Source organism: Sporosarcina sp. Y1009 (assembly GCF_057669865.1).
The window spans coordinates 41198-66680 of sequence record NZ_JBYHFO010000003.1 but is presented as its reverse complement, the minus strand read 5'-3'; the positions used below and the strand labels follow the sequence as shown (position 1 = coordinate 66680).

At 42.3% G+C, this 25483-nt stretch carries 4 protein-coding genes and 2 pseudogenes; all 6 read right to left on the bottom strand.

Features of this window, described 5'->3' with window-relative positions; genetic code table 11:
• Nucleotides 1–81: 81 nt before the first annotated feature.
• Nucleotides 82–11244 (bottom strand): carboxypeptidase regulatory-like domain-containing protein, encoded by an 11163-nt coding sequence (locus AC25Y1_RS04880; protein WP_488147027.1) that lies wholly within the window; start codon nt 11242–11244, stop codon nt 82–84.
• 564 nt (nt 11245–11808) lie between these two features.
• Nucleotides 11809–16389: a cell wall-binding repeat-containing protein gene (locus tag AC25Y1_RS04875; RefSeq protein WP_488146831.1), complete on the bottom strand. Its 4581-nt coding sequence runs from the start codon at nt 16387–16389 to the stop codon at nt 11809–11811.
• A 171-nt stretch (nt 16390–16560) separates the two neighbouring features.
• Nucleotides 16561–17061, bottom strand: a complete 501-nt coding sequence (locus tag AC25Y1_RS04870) for a BsuPI-related putative proteinase inhibitor (RefSeq protein WP_488146830.1) — start codon at nt 17059–17061, stop codon at nt 16561–16563.
• A gap of 158 nt (nt 17062–17219) precedes the next feature.
• Nucleotides 17220–20747: a cell wall-binding repeat-containing protein gene (locus tag AC25Y1_RS04865; RefSeq protein ID WP_488147026.1), complete on the bottom strand. Its 3528-nt coding sequence runs from the start codon at nt 20745–20747 to the stop codon at nt 17220–17222.
• A 525-nt stretch (nt 20748–21272) separates the two neighbouring features.
• Nucleotides 21273–22739: pseudogene (locus AC25Y1_RS04860) on the bottom strand (carboxypeptidase-like regulatory domain-containing protein); the annotation flags it as partial.
• Between the two features lie 348 nt (nt 22740–23087).
• Nucleotides 23088–25451: pseudogene (locus tag AC25Y1_RS04855) on the bottom strand (S8 family serine peptidase); the annotation flags it as partial.
• Nucleotides 25452–25483: the final 32 nt, after the last annotated feature.

Below are 25483 nucleotides of genomic sequence, written 5' to 3'. Positions count from 1 at the left end.
CAAAATCCCCCTATTTTTTCCCCTGATTATTAATAATGCAAATAGAGAAGGTTTGTGACCTTCTCTATTTGCAGTCTGTCTTTACTGAATTAACCTCATTAACTCATCAGCGACTGCTTTACTAACTGCTGATTCGCCGCCGAAGATTGTTAAACGTTTCACGCCTTCTTCAGAGATATATGTTGCTACCTCTTCTGGAATTCTTGCGTGAACCAAGATTACTGCGCTGTCATTTTTGGCTGCTAGGACCGCACCCGTTAAGGCGTCGGCGTAGTTTTGGCCGGTTGCGACGTATTGGTGTTTACTGTTTACGCCGAAATGATTTGCGATTTCGATATTGGTTAGGTATCGATCTTTTCCTGCTAGAACGGTCGGGCTTGGTAACAAGTCGATGACTGCTTCTGATACGACTGTTTTACCACCGACTACAATTGTTTCAGTAATGCCTAGGGATTCGAGTGCTTCTGCTGTTTTTGCTGGCAGTTTACCCGATTCTGTTAGTAAGATTGGCATGCCTGTTTTCGCTGCATGTGCTGCGACAGATAAGGCGTCTGGGAAGTCCATGCCGTTTGCGATGACGACTTTATTGGTTGTATCCATTTCGGCTGCGATTTTCACTGCTGTTTCGAAACGGTCACTTCCTGAGAGTCGTTCGACGGTGAGTCCTGCCGCTTTTAATTCGCGAGCTATGTCCTCACTTATCGCTGTTTCGCCGCCTAGAATGACGACTTTTTTGGCTCCGAGTCTAGTGATTTCGGCTAGGGTTTCTTCGTATAAGTCATTCGGCAGTGTCAATAAGATTGGTGCTTCTAATTGATGTGCGTAAGGTACGCCGGCTAAAGCATCCGCGTAGTTATCGCCGCGTGCGAGAATGACTGTATCTGATTTCTTCCAGCCTTTTTTACTGATTTCTATGGCTGTCAGGTAGCGGTTTTCGTCGGAAATTCGGTCTAGTTCGTTGGCATAGATTGTGATTTTACCTTCTGCTTCTGCTGTTACTGTCGTTCCATTTACATCTGTCAGGTTTACTTGGATGACGGCACCGTCCAGGATTACATTTTCTGGTACTGTCCAAGTTCCTTTGTAGACGCCTGGTTCGACTTCGACCATTCCACCCGCAGTTTCTGCTGCTGTTGAAATCGTTGGCAATTGGATGGTAAAGTTAGCCGCTCCGCCTTTTGCATCACTTTCGAATGAGATTTCAATTTCATCGCCAGCGATGACGTATTGATGTGTTGCAGGTTGAACGTTTGTGATTTCAGGTACTGTTGGTTCTTCCGGCTCTTCTATGACTGGTGTGACAAAGAGTTTTCCGGATGCTTCTTGTGTTGCTGTATTTCCATCTGCATCTGATAATTCAACTGCGATGACTGCACCTGGTAATTTTAGATCTGGTGCTGTCCAGATGGCTTCGTATTGGCCTTCTGCTACTTCTTCCATTGGGATTTTCGTAGCTGAGCTTAGATTTGATGGCAGCTTGATTTCGAAATATGCGTCTCCGCCAATTGTTTCGCTCGTAAAGGCGATTTTCACTTCATCACCAGGGACTAGTTGTTGGTCTGTCTCTGGTTTCAAGTTAGAAATGATTGGTAATTCTGGATCTGGTTCTGGCTCTTCGTTTTCGGTAATGATTGTGATTTTACCTGGTGCATTTTCGGCTGTTTTATTTCCGGCAGCGTCAATTATTTCTACTTTTACTACCGCGCCTTCCACATCGATATTCGGCACTGTCCAGGTTCCTTTGTAAAATCCTGGTGTGACTTCTTCCATTGCATTGTCCGCTGATGCTGGTGCGGATTGACTCGGAAGTTGTACGACGAATGTTGCATCGGCGCCTGTTGTTTCACTGTGGAACGAGATTTCAATTTCATCTCCTGGTTCGACTGTTAGGTCTTCCGCAGGTTCTAGATCTGTAATGACAGGTCCACTTAACATGACTGTCACTTGTCTTTCAATCGTTGTTTCATGGTCGAGTGCGTCAACTGCAGTGACGGTAATTGTATGGGTTCCTTCTTCGAGAACTAATTGCTTAAGGAATTCGCCATTGTCCACTTCTACCGCTTCTCCGTTTATGAGCACGCGATCTAGGTTGTCGTCGAATACGGTTCCTTGAACGTCAACGACTTCTTTGTTTGTAACAAAGTCTTGTGCCGGCGATACAACTTCTAGCTCCGGTGCATGGGTGTCGACGAAAACATGTAGCACTTCTTCGCTCGTCACTTCACCTGCAAAGTTGCTTGCTTGTAGCGTAAGTTCGTATTGGCCGTGTTCAAGTCCTGTGATTTCTGTTTCAAACGTATTGTCTTTTGTTGGTTCAACTGTCCCGATCACTTCGTCGTTATGAAGAATGGAAACAGTGCTGCGATATTCTGCGTTTCCGGCAACTTGGAAATCGCCATCAGTTAGTATATCGTTTTCAGTTGTCCATTCTGGGAATGCTGGAAGTTCTTGAACACCGTCTCTTGCCCATTCAATCACTTGCAAGAATAGCTGTTTTCCATGTTCTGTCCATCCTCGATTTGGTCCGATAATATTATTGACTGCAAAAGAGGAGAGTAGAATATGCATGTGATTTTCCCCTTGGAAGTCATAGGCGATTGCTGCACCTTTGTTTTCATCGTCCACAATCAGTGATGCGAGTTCGATTCCTTCATAGTTTACGAAGGTTGCGTATGGACTCTTTTCGCTATGGACTTTGAAGTTTTCTTCTAGTCCAGCGAAGATGTCATGCGCTTCTTCTACTTCAATAAATACAGCCCCTTCGTTGTACCCTTGATTGGCCAGCGTTGGATAGCCTTTCGCTTCTTCGAGAAGTTTAATAGATCCATCTGGGCCCCAAGTGTCTACGAATACTAAGCTTGTTTCATATTTGTCACTTTCTGCTAGTAATTTTTCAACTTGCTCGGTCGTTCCTTTGTCAGAGTTGACGACGATGACATCATAATTGTAGACGTCATCAACGATATCCCAATCACGGCTTTGGGCTGGGAATTGATGTTCCTCGAAAAATTGTTCGAGGTCATTTTTGATATCGCCTAGTACGGCAATATTGAATTCGCTGAGTATAAAGTCGAGTTCAACATCTTCTCCCGCTTCAACCTGGAAGGTTTGCGTAACAGATTGATAACCATTTGCTTCGAGTGTGATTTCATAATCACCTGCAAGTAGTTCGTCAAATTGATAGCTTCCGTCTTGATTGGTCAATTCTACTCGGTCAATTTCATTTTCCGTGGACACTAGCGTCAAGCTTGCATCTGCAATGGCTTCTGCATCCATGGTCGTGACTTTTCCAAATACAGACATGCGATCTGTTTTTTGCATGTCAAAGTTCAGTACAGCAATATCCCCAAGTTTTTCAATATTTGCCGTGTCTGTTTGCGTAATATAGCCTAATGCTTGAACGCGTACTTCATGTTCCCCAATGCCAACACCTAATCTGTATTCACCTTGTGCATTGGTTTTGGTCGTTAAGCTTTGGCTCGGAATCGTTACAGTAGCCGCTTCAATTGGATCGCCTTCAACGTCGGTTACCGTTCCGTTAATTTCTCCTAGACTCGCATTTAACGCCCAATCTATCGCGTTTGTAAAGATTCGTTTACCACCGTCTGTCCAACGATCTCCTGGATGACCGTAAGAACCTGTGTGGAGTCCACCTAGTAAAATATGCACATTGGACGTTGTACGGAAATCATACGCAACTGCGCTGCCGACTCTTCCGCGTTCATCATGTACAATATCTCCTATTGTTGTTCCGCTGTATGACTCAAATACGTTATATTGAACGTTCGAGCCCTCTCTAGGATGTTGCATGACGGTTATTTTGTCTCCGACTTCGAAGCCTAAGAAGATTGGGTGCTCTTCTAGTACTTCGTAGTCATAGGTGTTTGGAACGAACCCACTTGTTTGTGATGCCGGGTCACCATAGAAGTTATTTAAATCAATGATGGTCCCGTTTGCGTATTGACTCGTAAAGATCATGCTGACGCCTAATTCATCTGCTAGGTCAATAAATTCCTTGAACTTCGCTTCCGGCATGGAAGAACTATGACGTTCGTTGAAAATGACCACTGCATAATTCGCTAACTCTTCCTTTAATGCATCCATAGTTGAATTCAACCAGAAATCTGCTTCGTATCCTTCAGCTTCCAGGAATGGCAGCATGCGATTGCCGTTTACTGTCGATCCAACGAAAGCAATTTTTTCTGATACGTTGACGGTAAAGTTTACCGTTACTTCAGCATTATTTGCGACAGCTACAGTGATGATTTGTGGTGAATAACCATTTGCTGTCACGCGTACTTGGTATTCCCCGACTGGTACTTGGATGTCATAATTTCCATCTGCATCCGTTTCTGCTTTCAAAGGTGTGCCAAGAATTTGGATTGACGCATCTTCAATACCCCTGTTCGTATCTTCAGCTTTCACCTGACCTTTAATGAGCCCGGCATCGTTTGAAGTAATGACTAACGTTTCCTCCGAAGATTCCCCGCGTACGAACTCTACTTCAAAGCTTTGGGTTTGATGTCCAAACGCTTCGACTGACAGCGTATAGGTACCCGTGTCTTCAGCTAGGAAGAATGAGCCGTCGAGTTCAGTTTCGAATGTGTATCCTGTTTCTTCGACAGTAATTGTTGCTTGTACACCACGATCCGCATTGTTTTGAATCGTTCCGTGCATTTCTCCGACGAACTGTTCTTCATTATCAAGTGCCCAGGTAATGGCATTGTTCAGAATTCGCTCACGGTTTTTATCGAAATAGACATCTGTACTATAGCCAGCTCCGAATACGATTGTAGATAGTAAAACTTCAGAACTGTTTAACGTACGGCCCCCATATGCGACGAACGATCCCAAATCACCTAATGTAACATGAGATGATTCTGCAATTGTTTGCCCTGTGTACCCTTCAAAACCGTAGTAATTCGGTGTCGGGAATGTGAATTCATTGTTTTCATCTAACGCAACACCTTCAAATATTGGATGATCTTCAAGGATTTTTGCTGTTAGCTCCCTTGAAGCTGAAGGTAAGCTTCCTTTGACTTCAGAAGTAGGCATTCCTGTATGTTCGATCAGGAACGGAATACTTCCTCTTGGTCCGGTACTTCCTGTCCAAATAATAGGTGTTTCGGTGTTGTCTAGTTCTTTTATAAAACTTGTAAGCTGTGCTTTGTCTGGTGTTAAACTATTGTTGTAATCTGAGTTCGCGAAAATCAAATCGAACTCTTGAAGCCGGTCTACATCTGTATAGAGGATTTGCTCGACTTCATATCCTCTTGGTGTTAAATAATCTTTCATTGTTTGAGCAGATGAACTTTGCCCATCCACGACAACACCAATTTTCGGTGTAGGCTTCATCTTCCGTTCGAATACGACTTCTTCGTTTGCTGCTACTTTCACATCGAATTCTTGAAGCACATACCCTTCTTTTTCAACGATTAAGGTATACGTTCCAGGTTCGAGTCGGTCGATTGTAAACTGTCCACTGACCGATGTTGTTGCGCTCCGCGGATGATCGACGACTTCAATTTGCGCTTCGCTGATCCCTTCGCGAGTGTTTTCATCGATGAATGTACCTTCAATTTGTCCGTTATCTTCTTTCACATCCATCTCGAAATTGACCGCTTCTAGATTCTCGTTGACTGCAATTAATTCGGAATGGGTCTGGTAGCCAAATGCGTTCACAACGATTTCGAAATCACCATCAATACTTCCGAATTCATATGCGCCCGTTTCTGGATCCGTCCATGTTCCAATACTTTCGCTTGGTATTTCAACATAAGCTAGTAGTGGTTCTCCTTCTGCGTTTGTCACAGTTCCTTGAATTTCATTGAATTCAATATACGATGCCCATAGCACTGCATTGACAAATATTTCTTGTCCTTCTTTTGTATAAGCATCTGAGTTTCTGAGTGATCCTACTGCATGCCCACTCAATAGAAGTTCCATACTGTTCGCTGTTCTTGGTTTATAGGCAGCGCCTAATCCATGAATATTTTCATTGTTTTCATGTTTGATATAGGCCAATGGATAGCCAGAATAGTCGTTAAATGCCGCAACATTACTTCTTGCCGGCACTAGCAGGTTAATAAACTCATCAACGTCTGCTTTCCCGAAAATCGGATTCTCTTCGATGACAACATAGCCTGCGGAACTTGTTGTATTTCCATGTTGGGTTCTTGTTTCAGGATCCCCTAGTAATCTGGAGATATGGTTGATACCTGATCCTGTGTAGTAATCATCGCCAAATATAACACTGACACCGTGTTCATCGGCTTCGTCTAGCAATGATTGCAGCACTGGTAGTTGTACTGATGACGTTGACTGCGTTACAAAGAAAATGACATCCAGGTTTTCTACTTCTGGCAAGATTGAGTTAATGGATGTGTGGTTTTCTGCTTCTATCCCAACGTCCCCTAAAATTGTTCGTAAGTTTTTCGATGAACCATCACCGATAATCCCAACAGATGGTGCAGGGTAAAGTTCAGCACTAATATTGACTGGTTTAGCCCGGAGTGCAACGTCTACTCTTTGTGTCACGAAGTCGTCTATGCTCACTTCCAACACATAATCGCCTTCATTTAACCCTGTTACCTCGTAACTACCATTCGCTTTACTGAATACTTCTTGAACGAGATTTTCTTCCTCATCGAACAACTGAAGTTTTGCTTCAGAAAGTTCTTGTCCTGTGAGTTTGTTCGTGATGCTTCCTGAAATGGTTCCGCTTTCAGAAACCTCTAATATGATTTTTTCGATGACAGGTTGGCCATTAACAAACTCGACCGTTATTTCTTTTGTTGCGTAGCCTTCTTTACCTACAAATATATCGTAGGTGCCTTCATCGTGGAATAGTTCATAATTTCCATCTGCAGAGGCCGTTACAGAGACACCCGTGTCAGCTACTTCGACTTTTGCATCGAGTGGATTGCCTGCTGCATCTTCAATTGAACCGGATAACTTCCCGAATTGAATGTCTTGGATGTAAGCAATCCCATTTAGTAAAATTTGCTGTTGCGTAAATGTCCATCCGTTGTACGGTGATGTCCATGGAGACGCGGCATGTGTCGATAAGAGTAAATGTCCGCTCGCTTCTGATGCACCTTTGTAAGCAACGCCTGAACCTTCATAACCGTCTCGGATTGTCCCAACAGTTGCGAGGTGGCGACCTGTATATTGGTTAAACCAAGCTAAGTGGCCATTTTCGATAGTTGTTAATCCGACGCCTTTTTCGATCCCTTCAAAAATCGGATGATCGACGTCAGCTCTTAGACGAACTTGTGTGTTTGTAAAACCTGATCCATATTGTGCTGGATCTGCTCTGTATTCCCAAAGTTGACGCAAGCTACCATAACTTGGTCCCCATGTATCAGCAAATATAAGGCTGACATCATGTGCTGCAGCTGCGTTGATGAGCGCGTCAAGTTCTTCCTCTGTTGGTTTTGTGCCTGAGGAGGTATACGCCCCGTTTAAATAAAGCACTTGGTAACTGCCAATTTCGTCAATAATATCCCAACCACGTTCTTCGGCGGCAATGTTATTGGCATTTAAGAAACGAACAACTTCCCCGTCTAAATCATCTAACACCGCTACGTCTACTGGCGGCATTTCAAAGTTGAAGACTGTGTTTTCATTGGCATTGATGGTCATTGGAACGATGGTTTCGACATAACCCGCTAGCGAGAATACGACGTCGAAGGTTCCTTCTGACATTTCTGGAATCGTAAACGCTCCTGATTCGTTGGTTCGTGTCGTAATCGGTGAGTCAAGTACCGTTATCGATACATTTTCTAGCAGTTCTCCAGATCGTTTGTCCGTGACTTCACCTGAAACCGACCCTTCAGCTGCGACTTCTAATTCGTAATCTTTCATTTCGCTAAAGCCTGAGATAAATGTGATTTCTTCCGTAATTTGTTTATAACCATATGCTGCAATTTTCACCGTATAGGTTCCCGGTCGCATCGATAATGCATACGTTCCATTATCATCGGCTTCTGTAAATTTATCGGAATCAATCACAGAAATTTTAGCCGCCACAGGCTCCCCGTCATTATCGGTGATTTCTCCAGAAATTGTCCCTTCAGAAACGAAGCTGAATAGACCTGTGTTGTCTGCTGCGATAACTTGACCGTCGGCTAATGCGACGCCATTTGTACTTGAATTATTCAGGGCAATCATTCGAATTAATTCACCTGAATTTACATCATAAATTTTCAAGTTAGAGGAATGGTCCGTTATATAAAGGTTTCCATTCCCAGAAACCGATCCACTATTTTGCATTAAGCTTCCGTTATCTGTTTCCCAAACGAGTTTGCCGTCTGATTTGTTAAAAGCTTTAAGAATCGGCGTATCTGCTGAACCGATAATGACTAAGTTATCGTAAACAATTGGACTTCCTGCTTCCGTGTTTCCGATATTCGCTGCAGTCCAAAGCTCAGTTCCGTCCGTCGCATCATATGCGCGTAACGTTCCTCTTCCGCCGTCCAAATTTGTAGAGACTGCATACACAACCCCGTCTTCATACACCGGGCTTGCAGCGAACCCTTCATTTTCAACTGTTTTTTTCCACTGTTCTTCCCCATTTCCGATGGACAGTGCAGTTAATGTTCTAGATTGGTAGGTCCCAACAAATAGTGAATCTTGTCCTAAAGAAGCACCGAAATACGTTGTGTTTCCGACTTCTTTTGACCAAATTTCACCACCTGTATTGGCATTTAATGCGATGACTTTTGCATTTGGCTGTGCATGGGATGTGATGTATAAAACGCCATCCTTGTAAATAGGTGCTTCATAAATGGCCGGATAAGCGACGCGTGTTGACCATTTTTTCATGCCCGAATTTAAGTCAATGGCATGGACTTGATAATCCCCGCCGCCCGCTACATAGACAACACCATCTACAACGGTTGGCGTTGAACGGTTCATATTCCCCGTGCCAATCGACCAAACCTCTTCTCCACTATCTTGATTGACAGCGGTGACAGTTCCACTATCAGTTGTAAAAACTACTTTTCCATCCGCAATGACTGGTGAAGAAAATATCATTGAGCCTGGTGTTGCGTAACTCCAGGAGGATTTCAGGCTGTTTGCATCGATTTCTGCAGTACTGACTGCGTTTCTCCCGTAATTATTTCTAGCTGTTGCCCAACCATCTGCTGATTCGATCGAAATTGTTTCGACCTCAATTGTGATGGTTTTGTTTTCTTCATTGATCGGAATTAGTAGTGACTTTTGTTTAATGCCTGCTCCGCTAACGACAAATGTATAGTCATCTACTGGAATACCCGTTAGCTTAAACGCACCTTGTTCGTCTGTACGAACTGATTGTAAAGGTGTGTCTTTAATGCGCACGTATGCATACGGAACTGGGTCTCCGTTTTCATACGTGATTGTTCCCGTAACGTCAACGACTTCGGATTGTTGTAAAGTCCAGTTTTTCGTGACGACTTGTCCTTTTATCACTTCGACTGTTTCAGTTAGCGAATGATAGCCGAATGCTTGTAATTCGACAGTATGCGTGCCTTCCCTCATTTTGAAGTTGAATAACCCGTCGTTTGCTACGGCTATACGAAGGTCTTCATCTGGAAAATAGAGTTCTCCGGCAATCGCATCGCCATTTTCATCCGTTAAAGTTCCTGAAAGCGTTCCTGCAAATGAAGACTCAGTCACTGCTTGATAAACGTTGATAATCCCATGACCATAGCTATCATTTGGCAAATTGCCCATATGACTTTCAGTTCTTGCCGTGCTTTCTAGTAAATCAGCGACCTCATCAATCGTAAGGTTTGGCTGACTTTGTAAGATTAGCGCGATTGCCCCGGCAACATGTGGTGTCGCCATTGACGTTCCACTTTTTGTACCGTATCCGCCGCTTGGCAATGCAGAATAAATTTGATGTCCAGGTGCCGAAACTTCAGGTTTCACATGGCGAACCCGTTCTCCACTTTCATCTGGCCAAAAAACTGGTCCTCTACTTGAAAATCCTGCGATTTGATCATGAACATCTGTCGCGCCAATTGTAAATGATTCAGTGAAACTTCCTGGCGAACCGATTGTTTGTGGTCCAGGCCCATCATTTCCCGCTGCAAATAACGGGAATATGCCCGCCGCAACCCAGGCTTGTACACCCGGTAAGAATTCCGTTCGATATGAATCGGCACTTCCCCATGAGTTATTAACAACGTCAGGTGCTTTACTTGGGTCTCCACCTGGCGCTAAAAACCATTCGAATGCTTGGTGAATACCAGATGCTGTTGCTCTTCCACCATCATCGAAGATTTTTGCAGCAATCCAGTCAGCGCCTGGTGCAACACCAATCGGCTGACCTTCTCCGCCGCCAACAGCAGATCCAGCAACATGCGTTCCGTGACCGTTTCCATCACTTGGTGTGTCGTACCCATTGCCTGATACATCTATCCAAGAATATTGATGATGTCCATCACGTCCTCGGTAGTTATGTCGCAAGGCTTCGTGTGTCTCAGAAACACCCGTATCCATAATCCCAACGACAATACCTTCCCCTTGTAAGTCGTATTCGCCCCACACTCTAGGTGCAAATATCTTTTCTAGTCCCCACTCAGGTAGACGCGGTTTTGTGTCTTCCACTGTAACTTCTGGTGCAAGAATTTCCATGTCTTCCGTAATGCTTTTTATGTCTTTTCTCTTTGAAAGCTCTTCAAGTGCATCCTTCGTAACTGTTGCTGCGATTCCATTAATTACCCATAACTGCTGAATATTACTGACTTCTTTTGAGGCTTCAAAAGAAGTCAGTTGTTTCATAACTTCAGCTTGATTGGATTTCGCAACTGTTTGAAGTTGATCGACGACTGCTTTCGCTTTGTCGTTTTTACTTTTTGTAGCTAGTGTTGTGGAAAGTTTCGTTAAGTCGACAGCATCTTGCATTTTGATAATGACATTTACTGTTTCTTCCGATTCCAGTGTTGTCAGTAACGCTGCTTCAACCTTTCCGCCCATCACAAATAAGTCCTCAGCCGGTTTTTCTTCCGAAGACAATTCATCCAGTAAACTTGGAATCTTATTTTCATTTACTTGGTTTACGTTATTTGGTTGTTGTTTTTGTAATTCAATGTCTTGCTCCTTCTCTTTTTCCAACTTCAGCTCTTCTTTAATCGTAAAATCTGAAGTGCCAGACGTCTGTGCTGCAGCCTGTTGTGGGAAAATTAAAGGAAAGACTAGCAATAAAATCATAAAGATTGAAAACATTTTCCTTGCAGCTTTTGATTGATGCATTGTCAATGATCCCCCCTATGCTTTTTGTTCGCTTATGACCTGAATCTTCTAAAGAATCCCCCTTGCTTAATTATTTCTCCTATTACAGGAACCGTCACAATTGTACCAAAGTTCTATCTATTAATCTATAAGTTATTAGAAAATTTGTATTAGTATGTCGTTTTTGAATGATTTGGCCTATATTAGGTGGGTAGTTAGGTAGTAGTAATGACTAGTAAATTGTTTATGGATTGGGAGTAAACACCTATTACCTATTTTAGTGTGAAGGGGTTTGTAGTTGTGGGAGCGGTTTGGACTGAATATCGTTTGATAGAGCGGACATCTTGATATTGAGCGGGGATCTTTTGGAATTGGGCGGACATAATCGCTGGTTTTAGGTGATTGAGCGGACATCCTAGGTTTATGAGTTTAAAAAACTAGAATCTGTATGCGGGATTCTAGTTTAGATACTATTAAGGTATTTGGGCAGACTTCAATCCCGATTGAGTAGAATTCACAAGTCTTTAAAAAACTCATAAAAAAACTAGAATCCAGTATTAGTGGATTCTAGTTTTGGTACTGCGTTTACTGGATTAATTGTTCCAGCTCATCGGATACTTTTTTGCTTACTGCTGATTCGCCGCCGAAAATCGTGATGCGTTCAAATGCTTTTTCGGTGATGTAATCTGATGCAACTTCAGGTACGGAGTGACCGACCAATATGATTGTGCTATTATCTTTCGCTGCTAGTGCTGCGCCAGTTAATGCATCTGCATATGTGAGTCCAGTCGCTACGTAAACGTAATCGCTTTCTGCATTGAAGTGATTTGCGACTTCAATGTTTGTTGCGAAACGGTCTGCACCTGATAAGCGAGTCGGATCTGGTAGCGCTAATTCAACTAGTTGCGAAACAACTGTTGTTCCACCGATCACGATTGATTCAGTTGCTTTAAGATCTGTGAGTGCTTTTTTCGTTTCTGTTGAAAGCTTGTTCGCTTCTGTTAATAGAATTGGCAAGCCTTCTTGTGCTGCATGTGATGCTACAGATAATGCATCTGGGAAGTTCATACCGTTTACAACAACTACTTTAGAAGCACCTTCTGGTGAAACTTCAGTAGCAATTTTCGCTGCTGTATCGAAACGATTCTCTCCCGCAATTCTTTTTACTTCATAGTCTTCTTCAAGTTGAGTTTCCACAGCTTTGCTGATTGCAGATTCTCCACCTAATAGAATGACATTTTTTGCACCTAGACGCTCAAGCTCGTCCAATGTTGCGTCATAAATTTTATTGCTACCAGTTAATAGAATTGGTGCATTCAATTTATGTGCTAATGGAACACCTGCTAAAGCATCTGCATAGTTATCTCCGCGTGCAAGTACGACTGTATCAGCAGAATCCCAACCTTTTTTACTGATTTCTACCGACGTGTCGTAGCGGTCGTTTCCAGAAACACGTGAAATGTTTTCACGGATAACTTCGATTTCTTCAATTGTTATATTACCCGAAACGTCAACGACTTTTAGTTCAAAGACGTTTTTGCCTGGTGCTACAGCAACTTCTGTCGTTATTTCTTTGTCAAATGCAACCATGTCATAGCCAGATTGATTTTGAGCAAACACTTCGCTTCCATCTACGTAATAGCTGATTTCATCGAAATTGTCTGTCACGTGCGCGACAAGTTCAACTGAAGTTGTATCCATACTAACTACTGCTGGAGCGTTAACTTCAAGGCCAGGAGCTGTTGTATCGATTATGACAAATCGGCTATTTGCTAGTGATGCTTCATTGCCTGCTACATCTTTCGCATAAAATGAAATGACATGTGAGCCATCGTTTTCAAAAGTGATTGTTGTATCGTAGTTGTAGTGACCTTTTTCAGCGTCATACACTAACTCTACATCTTGTCCCATTACTTTAAACTCAACGATTTCCGAAGCATCTGATACAGTTCCAGTTACTTGAACTTCGTTTGTGTTATAGACAGTGCCTGTTCCTGGTTTCGCTGGTGTTATTACAGGTGGCGTTGTATCATTCACACCTTGAATAACTTTTACTGATGAGTTCCCAGCATAGTCTACTGCGACTACTGAAACTGTGGAACCAGCTGGAAGTTTCGTTTCAAAGACATGTACTGTCTCTTCCCCGTTTGTTGCGCCAACAGACTCACCGTTTACTAATAACTCTGCGTAAGCGATGCCGGATCTTTCGTCAGTAGCACTGAATGTTACTGTATTGCCTTCAAGATCTGCTGATACTACTGGTGCTACAGTATCGACAATTACAGGAATTTGAACTTTTTGTGCTTCTTTTCCTGCATAATCAATTGTTGCAGAAATCTCATAATAATATTGTCCATCTGCTACTACTTTGTTTTTCACAGTTCCATCCCAAGCAACAGATGAATTTAATCTGTAGGTCTGGGCTCCGCCTGATCCACCGTCAAAATAGTTTTTCCTAATGTCATTCTCAGACTTAAGTTTACGTAACGGATTTTTATTTTCATCTAACACATTGTATTCAACTAATTTCGCATTTCGTAAGAATGATAGAATTGGGATTGCATCATCATGCGCCCCATCACCATTTGGTGAAATTGCGATATTTGCAACAGATTTCCCTCTAGTAATTGGATCATATCCAAGGTAATTGAAGTTATCTCCACTAGTCGTGAGCAATCCTGCTTGTTCATAGTATGAATCATTACCATCGTAAGCTAATTCATCAAGAATAGGTGCCGCGTTCCAGTCACCTTTGAATCCGACATACGGAACAGAAAGTTCTGGTTGTGTTTCATTTGATAATGTTACGTAACCTTCCACAAAATAACCATTCGGGAAGATTTCTTCAGGATCAACATAGCCACCAGCGTTTGGAGATAATACTTGAGCTGCTGCTAGATCGATCTCGACTTCAATTGAAACAGTACTATTTGCTGGAATTTCTATCGTTGACGCACCGTCATTAAGTGTTACAACGGCACCTGAGATTTCTTGTGCTTCGAGTTCGTCAACTGCATAGCCTAATTCTCCAAACAAAGCTAAATCAGTTTGAACGTTTGCATCAACATTATAGTTTACAGCCGCATCGCTAAAGTTTGTCGCTTCTAATGTGAAACTAATATTATCTCCGACTTCTTTAAGCGCTACTTTTGCTTCTCCTGTATTCTCCTCAGTCACAACTACCGGTGTACTTAACGCAGCATGAAGTTGCATTAATCCAGCACCTTGTCGACGAGGCGAATATGGATTGTCGAATCCAAACATTCCCTGAATTGTTCCTTTATCTTGTACAAGTTTAGAAGTATTCATCAAAATATTCTTAGCCATTTCAACGCGTTCTTTTCCTTCTAACTCAAAGTCCTCGTCAACACGCTGAAGGACAATTGCAGATCCACCTGATACATGTGGAGCAGCCATTGAAGTACCACTCATCGTTCCATATTCATCATCTTGGAGTGTTGATAAGATATTTCCACCCGGTGCTGTAATCTCCGGTTTGAAATCTAAGTTAGGCGTTACTCCCCAAGATGTGAAAGCTGACATTTTACCTGCAAGAGGGTTCGCGGATGTTACTTTTTCTCCGTCAAACGAAATTGTTACTTCCACACCATCTTGAATTTGTGCAGCCAGTCTATCGCCATCTGTTTTCAGCATAAATAGCTGTGGAATGACAATATCAGCTTCAGTTGCCATATTTACATAGCCGTCTGCGTTATTGTAAATAATTACACCTGCCGCGCCAGCTGCTTGTGCATTTCTAGCTTTTGAAACAAAGTCAAATTCTCCACGTACAATCAGTGCGAATTTTCCTTCGAAGTCTTTCCCTTCAAAATCTGCATCCGTTCCACCAAGGCCAGCATATTCTAACCCGTATGTTTTGACAGACAAATCATCTGGGTGGACACTGCTTGCCGACATGAATGGTGCAAGTCCTTCTTGTTCACCAAATGAAAACGATACTGCATCCATATCCATGAAGCTGTTTTCTAATGACGCTACTTGTAGTGAGTCATAAGATAAACCAGGTGCACCTACGACACCAATATCAGGATTCGATGCATATGGATTCCAAAAACCATTTCCTAAATGCGCTGAGTTACCAGCAGAAATTGACATTAACACGCCGTTTTCTACTGCTCTTGCAATTGCTTGTTGTTCTGGATTATCAGCCGAAACGAATGAAGCTGTTGATCCTAAACTCATATTCAGTACATCTGCACCTAAAATGATAGAATCATCAATTGCTTTAATATAAATGTCGCCCCATGTTGAAGGCATTCCTGGGTCATTACCAAATACTTTTAAAGCCAAAATTTGCGCTTCAGGGGAAACACCTTTAATCCCACCATTATCTTCATCACCATTTGCACCTACTGTACCAGCAACGTGCATACCATGCATAGATGCACCCGGCCCAAGGTCAAGAACTTCTTGGTTTTCATCCATATAGTTATAGCCGTAAGGCACTTTTTCTGTATGGAATGTTCCTGGAAGACCATGTTCCCCGATTGCGCCATTAACATCGCCTTCAGTTAATGTTGCTTTTGAATCATCTGTTAACACAAAGTCTTTATGACTTGGATCGACACCTGTATCGATTACGCCGACAATCATGCCTTCGCCGTCATAGCCATACTCGTCCCATGCTCTTTGTGCTTCCACCAATTCCTTACTATATTTCATATCTGGTGTAGCTTCTGGACGTTCGTATTCAGTTGAAACGCTTACATTGACTACGCCTGAAATTTGTTTGATTTTTTCAACTTCACTGTATTCTACGATTCCACTAAACCCGTTAAATACTGTTGTAAAGTTTTGTTTTAGTTCCATCTTCACATTTTTACTTGTGATCTGTTTTTTTACTTTTTCTTGTGCACTTAATGCCTTATTGTGTAGTTCTAATTTTTTAGATTCAGCTAATTCACTGAACTTTTTTCCCTGTTCTGTTGCATAAGTAATTGCTGGATCGCCTTCGACCTCAACAATAACTCTGACTTTATCTGTCGCATTATACGTCTGTTCATCTTCTGTACTAAAGTTTTCTTGGCTTATAACTGGTTTCGTTCGCTCGTCTTTCAACTGTACAGGTCCAGCTGCCGCCATTGCGCTACTAGTGAAAACTAGTAGAAACGTTAAGAGTAAGGCAAAACTTCTTTTGATTCTCAATCAATTTCCCCCCTAGATGATGTTTGTTTAGCACTCATCGACTAATAACTCTACAAATTTCCTCCTAATCTATTAAATATTCTCGTCCCAATTAATAGTCTAGTCTTAATCCGTTAAATAGTCAAATTATTATATGAGTTTATACTTATTAATTTAGTCATGTAATTACTATTAATTCTTTGTAAATAAAAGGGTTTTAGTAGTACTATTTACCCCGGTTGCAGCTGAATTAACGGTTAATGTATAAGTACCCGCCTGTAATTCTGGTAGCGTTATTGAGTATTTAACTTCTTCGCCTGGCATAATCGTAATCTCTGATAATACTTGCAAAAAGTTCTTACCATCGGAATATCGTTCTATCAATCCGTGTTCTTCGCTGCTTAGCACATAGTCATATCTTTGGCTTGTTGTGAATGACAAAGTTTCTTTGACGTTACCTTCATTTTTAATCGTGTATATAATTGTATTTGTCTCAGGATCTTCGGTTAGTGAAAATTCGAGTGTGTTCTCCCTATCAGACTTCAATTTATTTGGATCGAATTTTTCTTCTTTGACAATATCCTTCTTCAAGCCTTTTCCCTCCTCTACTTCTAATTTGAGTTCGAGGTTTGTCCAAATAATGAGCGGTATAACGATAAGTAAAAGAACAGCAATTACAATATATCTTTTCATTTTCAACATCCCCCAAACCCCTTAAAGTAGACCATTATAATAATCGTAGAACATCTTTCTGATTAAATCAATAAGATATTTTTTTATTTAATCTATTCTTCTTATTTCGACAATGTCCATCAAAAAACCCATCCTCATTATTCGAGGATGGGTTCTCACTATTTTAGTAATTTCTCTAATTCACTCGCCACTTTTTTACTAACGGCTGTTTCTCCGCCGAAAATGGTGAGGTGTTTTGTTTTGTTTTCTGTGATGTAATTTGTGACGACTTCTGGGACTCTATCATGAACGAGTATCACGGCGCTTCCGTTCTTCGCAGCTAAAACAGCTCCTGTTAACGCATCTGCATACGTTTTTCCAGTGGCTACGTATAGGTGCTTGTTTTGCATACCGAAGTGTTCAGCAATCTCGATATTCGTTTCGTATCGATCTGCGCCCGCTAAACGTGTTACTTTAGGGAGCTCGTCTGTTACATTTTCTGTCACGACCGATTTTCCACCCACAACAATCGTTTCTGTTATGCCAAGTGCATCGATCGCTTCTTTTGTGTACACAGGTAGTTTAGCATCTTGCGTTAAGAGAATTGGCAATCCAGCTTTTGCTGCATGAGATGCAACAGATAGTGCGTCTGGGAAATCCATGCCATTCGCAACAACTACTTTACTAGCTCCGTCCGGCGCAACTTCTGATGCGATTTTGGCAGCTGTTTCAAAACGATCTTTTCCTGCAATTCGTTTTACATCTAAGCCCGCTTTCTCAAGCGTTTTGGCTACGGACTCATCGATTGCATTTTGACCGCCCAATAGGATGACATTTTTAGCGCCGAGTCGTTTTATTTCAGCTAATGTCTCTTCATAGATTCTATTGCTCACTGTGAGTAGAATCGGTGCGTCTAATTGGTAAGCAAACGGTACACCAGCTAATGCATCAGCATAATCATCGCCTCTTGCAATGACAATTGTGTCTGATTTCGTCCAGCCTTTTTGACTTACTTCGATGGCTGTTTGATATCTATCTTGACCAGAGATTCGTTCTAATTCATCCGGATAGATTTCTATTTTTCCATCTGCTTCCTTAGTAACCTTTTGACCTGCCATGTCTGTTAGTTCAACTTGTATGACAGCAGCACTGAGGTTTAGGTTAGCTGGAACCTTCCATTTTCCTTTATAAACGCCTGGTTCCACTTCTTCCATAGGCATTTTCGAAGCAGATTGTGCTGACATTTCCGCAGGCAATTGAATGTTAAAACTTGCTTCTCCACCTTCAGAACTGTTAAATGAAATTTCTACTTCGTCACCCGCTACTACGTATTGATCGGTTGATGGCTGTAGATTTGTAATCACTGGCATTTCAGGTTTTTCAGGTTCTTCCTCTTCTACAACGATTGTTAGTTTTCCTGTTGCTTCTTCTGTTGTTGTATTTCCGGCTTCATCGGTCAATGCGACGACGATGGTTAAGCCCTCTACAGATGCATTTGGCACAATCCATGTCCCTTGATAAACACCTGGTTCGATTTCTTCCATCGTATTTCCAGTTGCAGAACTCTGTCCTATTTGACTTGGAAGCTGAATCGTATAGCTACCTTCCCCACCAACCGAATCACTGGTAAATGAAATCTCGACTTCATCTCCTGGCTTGACTGTTTTATCAGTCGACGGTTGTAGGTTTTCAATGACAGGATCACCTGGTACCTCAGGTTCTTCTTGAACAACTGTCACTTTTCCTGCCGCTTCTTTGGTTGTTTTATTTCCCGCCGCACTGGTTAATTCAACAGCGATGATCAAGTCTCCAGCGGCTATATCTGGTGCTGTCCAAGTTCCTTTGTATACTCCCGGTTCGACTTCTTCCATCGGATATTTCCCAGTAGATTGTGGGCCAGTCTGATTAGGAAGTTGCACTGTAAAGTTCGCTTCCCCGTCAACTGAATCACTCGTAAATGCGATTTCAATGTCATCACCCGGTTGTAAAGTTTGATCGGTTGATGGCTGTATATTTTCAATGACAGGCATGGATGGTTCCTCTTGACTAATCGATAGTTTTCCTGCAGCCTCTTCTACCACTTTAAGGCCGTTGGTATCGGTCAGTTCGACGACGATTGCCAGGTTTTGAATATTAATATCTGGCGCAATCCATGTGCCTTTATAGACCCCCGGCTCCACTTCAACCATTGGATTTCCACTGGTAGCTTGTTGTCCTAGTTGACTTGGGAGTTGGATGGTAAAGCTTGCTGCTCCGCCTATTGAATCACTTGCAAATGAAATTTCAACCTCATCACCCGGGTGTAAAGATTGATCGGTTGATGGTTGTACATTTTCAATGACAGGAAGGGTCGGCGCTTCTGGTTCTTCTGGAACTATTGTTAATTTCCCAGACGCTTCTTCTGTAAAGCTGTTGCCGTCTGTGTCTGTTAACTCGGCAACGATAATTAAATCTTCGACAGCAATATTAGGCGCCGTCCAGCTTCCACTGTATACACCTGGTTCAATTTCTTCCATGCTATTTTCACCAGACGATTGTGTTTCGACTTGACCTGGGAATTGTACTGTAAAGGAGGCATCCCCACCGATTACGTCGCTTGTAAAGGATACTTCTACTTCATCACTTGGTTGTACAATTCGATCTTCTGTTGGTTCTAGATTTTTGATAACTGGTTCTTGCAAATCATAGTCAACACGCGCTCGAATCATGTAGTTTCCATCTGAAGTAGGTGGACGCCACCAACCTTCGCCTATATTGTACTCAAAGGTTCGGTTCGAATAGACACCATCTTCATCTGATGCTAAACCAGGTGCATAAGGATGGTCTTGTGTTTGGACATAAGTCATATAGAAGTCACCAGTCACAACGATGTCGTGTCCTGATAAATCAACAATTGTCCAACTGCCATCTCGTTTAGCTTCTGCTGTGAATGGTCCTGCAATTACTTCCCCAGGGAATCCTCTTTCCCCTGTCCAATCATCAACGCCTGTATCATCCAAAATCTCTACTTCAAATTCTGTTCCGCCAGGCGATGGCCATGCCCCGTAAAACATGAAGAGCCCATCCGTTACGCGCGCTGAATCTTCACCTTCCCGTAAGGACATCTTAACCGCTCGTTTATTTCCATGATGGAAAAACGTCCAGCCGTTTTCCGCTGTCCCATCGTCGTAAGCGATTTCTTCGAATGGAGGTGAGTCTGACTCCGTCTCGAAAGTAATCTCGATTGTTTTAGATTGCTCATTGCCCGCTTTATCCACAGCAATTACTGTTATTTCATTGACCCCTTCTGCCAGCATGATTTGTTTAGAATAGCTTCCATCTGCAAGCGTTGCTTGTTCGCCATTCACTGTCACAAAATCAAGGTTGGCATCTGTTACAGTCCCCTCTACCGTGATATTTTCAAGATCTGTTCGATCACCGTCTTGAGGGCTAGTAATGGTAAGTTCTGGGTTTATCGTATCCAAAATTACTGTTACCGAATCAGATTTACTTACTGGCAATCCGTTATCCAGGATTGCTGCGATTAATTTATTTTCACCTTCTGTTAGTTCCAATGGAATGGCAAAATTACCGTCCGTCCCAACTTCTACAACGTCAACTTCTACTCCATTATTTGTTAATTGAATCTGATTGGTTGGTGTTGCAGTTCCACTAATTATCGTATTTTTCGTGTTTGTTACTAGCCCTTCCTCAGGAGAAGTGATCATAGGTTTGTCCACTTCGTAAGCGACGCGGGCTCGAATCATATAGTTACCGTCTTCTGCTGGTGATCGTTGCCATGTGCCGTCAATATATTCATAACTTCTTGCGGCATTAGGGCTACTTTCATCCGTGGCTAATCCAGGTGCATATGGATTGGCTTCTGTTTGGATATATACCATATAGAAATCTCCATCAACGACGATGTTATGTTCTGCTAAGTCAACAACAGTCCATGTGCCGTCTCTCAATGCGGTCGCTTCAAAAGGACCTGCCAGTTTCCCGCCTGGATTGCCTGCCGTATTTGTATCCCAAACTTCGACTGCAAACTCAGTCCCACCTGGTACTGGCCATTCAGTATCCCAGAAACGAAAAACACCATCCGTGACAATCGCCGTATCTTTTCCTTCTGGCAATGACATTTTCACTGCCCACCCATTCCCTGCATCATAAAATGCATGAGCATTTTCAGCTGTTCCATCGTCATAACCGATTTCACCGCCGGGGTATGTGTAGAAGGGTTCTAGTGCGATATTAACTTCAATAGGATCTTCCCCGATTGTGACTTCTAGTTCTTGCATGTGATAATTTGGTGCAAGTACTTTTAGTGTGTACGTACCCTCAAATGCCGTGATAGAATAGTTTCCATCTGCATCAGTCTTAATTGGTAAATTGTTAGCATCTTCGACTAGAAGAAGCGTCGCATCGCTAATACCTTCACCGGTTAATTCATTGGTAACGGTACCAGAAACTGTTCCTTGCGTTATTTCATCTAAAGTGAAATTCGTTGTTCTCACTTCACCATCTTCAATTAACACTTTCTGTTGTTTCGATTGATACCCATAGGCTTCTGCTTTCACTGTGAATTCACCAACAGGTAGCCTTAATGAATAGGTTCCATCAGCGGGATTTGTAAAGACAGATCTTCCAGCTTCCAGCACGCTTATTTGCGCGACTAATGGAAGAAGCGTTGGTTTATTTTCAGCTGATAGATCTTCTTGTGCTGACTCTTTTTCGTTCGTTTCGGTTGTTGCGGCATTTAGTGATGTATCAGACAAAGCTACATCGTCTATATACCAACCTTCCCTTACGCTACTCACATCGGAATAGGCTTTGAAACCAATTTGAATTCGTTGTCCACTATAATCCGACAAATCAATTTCTGCGTCTATCCATCCGCCTGTTTCACCTTGAAACTTTTGTAGTTCCGTCCAAGTCTTTCCACTATTTGTGGAAACGACAACATGACCATAATCCCAAGCTGTTCCTGACTGATTTTCTTCAAAGTTATGCCAATCTTTAAACTGTAGGTAAGCGTTACCTGTTGGAAGTTCAATTTCAGGCATAATAAGTGTGGCATTCATATTGCTTTCATAGTTACCGGAAAGATTTGTTGCATACACTTTTTCACCTGATGCAGCTTCATCAGGACCTGATGTTGGAATTCCCCACTCCCAGGTATTATTTGTTCCAATAGAATCCCATCCAACTGGCTCTGTTTCAAAGTCTTCAAAATAACCAATCGTAATCCCTGGCACGTAGTCGTCTGATGTGGCCGATATTCCAACGTCATCAATATACCAACCTTCTTTTACAACACTTCCATCAGAGAATCCATGAAAACCGATGTAGACTCGTCCACTGTATTCCGACAAGTTCACCTCAGCAGCTTCCCAACCATCTGATTTCCCTTGGAACATCCGTAATTGTGTCCAGTTTTCAAGATCCGTAGAAATGACTACATGACCGTAATCCCAGGCTCTTCCTGCCGGAGATTCTTCAAAGTCATGCCAACTTTTAAACTGTAGGAAGGTATCCCCCTCAGGCAAATCAATTGCTGGCATAATAAGCGTCGCATTCATATTCGGACTATAATTACCGGATAGATTCGTCGCGAATACATTTTCACCGGACACAGCATTTTCAGGTCCGGATGTCGGAATGCCCCATTCCCATGTATTATTTGCTCCTACTGAACTCCAGGCAATCGGGTCGGTTTCAAAGTCTTCAAAATAACCAATTGTAACTGCTTGGTTGATGACAATAACATACTCTTCACTTTCCACTTCATTGTTTCCGTAATCATTAATGGTCCATTTGTACGTAATGGTGTCCCCTGTGATATATTCTCCAAGAATAATCGCACTAAACTCTCCAGACCTTCCGCTTCCTGACTCCTGCAGAGCAACCACTTCTCTCCACTCACCATTAGGATCTTTATAACTTAAATCAACACTGGCGATACTTAAGTTATCGTTTACCAGTACTTTTAAATTCAAATCTTCATCCGCATAGATTCCCAATGGTGCAATATGCTCAAATGTAGGCGGTTCAACATCGCTAATAAATTGAGAGACGTCATCTAAGACAACATCATCGATATACCAACCATCCCTTGCAACACTGCTATCGGAAAAAACATGAAAACCTACGTAGACTCGTTGTCCACTATATGACGATAAGTCCACTTCAGCGCTTTCCCAATCATCCGATAGTCCTTGGAATTTCTGCAACTGTGTCCATTCCACTTGATCTGTAGAAATGACGACATGACCATAATCCCAAGCTAATCCTGAAAATGACGCTTCAAAGTTATGCCAACTTTTAAATTGTAAGTAAGCGTCCCCTTCTGGCAAATCAATTGGTGGCATAACAAGCGTTGCATTCATCAAGTTATTATAGTCACCAGTAAGATTTGTTCCGTATACCTTTTCACCAGAATTAGCATTTCCTGGACCAGATTCGGGTTCTCCCCATTCCCATATATCATTGGCACCAAAGGAATACCAACCATTAGGCGTATTTTCAAAGTCCTCCATATACCCAATTGTAATTCCAGATTTTACTTCAACTACATATTCTTTTGTCTCTACTAGGTTATTGCCAAAGTCATTCACTTTCCATTTGTATGTGAAAGAATTTCCTATGATTCTTTCACCTGAAATAGCTGCACTATACTCGCCTGTTTTATAGTTTCCTGACTTGCGCGTCGCTACCTCCGTTTGCCAACTTCCCGTTTCGTCTTTATACATTAGTTCAACACTTTCGACACTAATATTGTCGTTTACAGTTATCTTTAAGTCTAAATTCATCCCAGCATATATTTCTGCTGGTGCAGTATGTTCGAATGTAGGTGATTCGTTATCCTCACCATCTATCGTTACTTGCCCGGATAACGTTCCGAGACCATCCAAAATTGAAGATACTGCTTCAAATGCATCGACAAGTCCATACCCATAGCCATTGTTAGGTGATTCTGGATATTGGGAATCTGTTAATGGGGTTGCTGTTTCTAACAGTATTTGTTCAATATCATCAACCGACAAAGTGGCATTCACTTGACGCAATAACGCTGCAACTGCTGATACAGCAGGTCCAGACATTGACGTCCCGTTCCAACCGCCTTGATAACCACTTCCTGCTACACTTGAACGAATGTTCACCCCAGGTGCTGTAATGTCAGGTTTAATTTCACTATACGGAGATGGTCCCCGTAACGAAAAACTCGGTACCTGATTATCGATGTCAATTGCACCTGTGGCGAAAGATTCTGGATAGTTTGCAGGTACTGCAACTGATCCTGGTCCGCCCTGGTTACTCAATGTTGTGTTTCCAGCTGAAAATTCCGGGAATATATCAGCAGCTCTCCAAGCTCGAACCGCGTCACGATACCATTCATTTAGACCTGGTCCACCGCCCCATGAGTTGTTAACAACGTCGGGAGCCATATCCACACGATCACCTGGCGCAAGAATCCATTGAGCCGCATTTAATAAAATCGCATCCGTTGTATTTCCTGCTGCATTAAACACCTTGGTTGCAATCCATTTTGCTCCCGGGGCCACACCAACTTGGTTAGATCCATTTGATTCTCCCCCAACCATTGTGCCTGTTACATGTGTTCCGTGCCCATGATCGTCGTACGGGGCAGCTTGTCCACCTGAGGCATCGAACCAGCTAAATTCGTGATTTGCTATATCATTTCCCGCGTCATATCCGCGGTATTTCGCTTTAAGTGCGGGATGATCCCACTGAACACCAGTATCGAGACTTGCGACAACAGTTCCTGTTCCGTCAATTCCTAGTGCCCAAGTTTGCGGTGCATTTACCCGCTCTACATTCCATTCCACATTTTCCATCGTCGACTGTGGCGTTTCTTCATCCGTTATGACCGCTTCCTGCAACTGTCGTTCTTCATTCGGCAGGATTTTTTCTACTTCCGCAAAACCTGCGATCTTTTCCGCGATTTCTTTCGTTGCCGTTACTGCCATCCCATTCACAATGTGGAATGATTGGAAGTCCTCAACTTGTTCATTTTTTGATTCCTCCAAAAATGCGACAACATTGTGCTGTGATTCCAGAGAAACTGATTTCAATTCAGATACGACTGCTGATCTTTGTTGAAATCTTGATTCCCCAGCCGTTAACTTTTTCGATTTAGCATTTGTTTTGGCGTCATTAACAATACTATCTAAGTCTGCGCTTTCTTTAAATTTTACTAGAAAGGTGACTTTTTCTTTGTCTTCAAATTCGCTGAGTAATCTTTCATTCACTTTGGATTGTGAACTAGCTAATGTCTCTTTTACGGAATGAGAAACTTTCAAGTTTGACTCAGCTGCTGATGCAAATCCAGGTGTAATTAGTGAAAAAAGCATTAGCCATGTAGCTAGTATACTAAAGGCTTTTTTCATAGAATTTCTCTTTTTCTTCAATTAACTTCCCCCCTTGTTAAACTGCTTGTCCA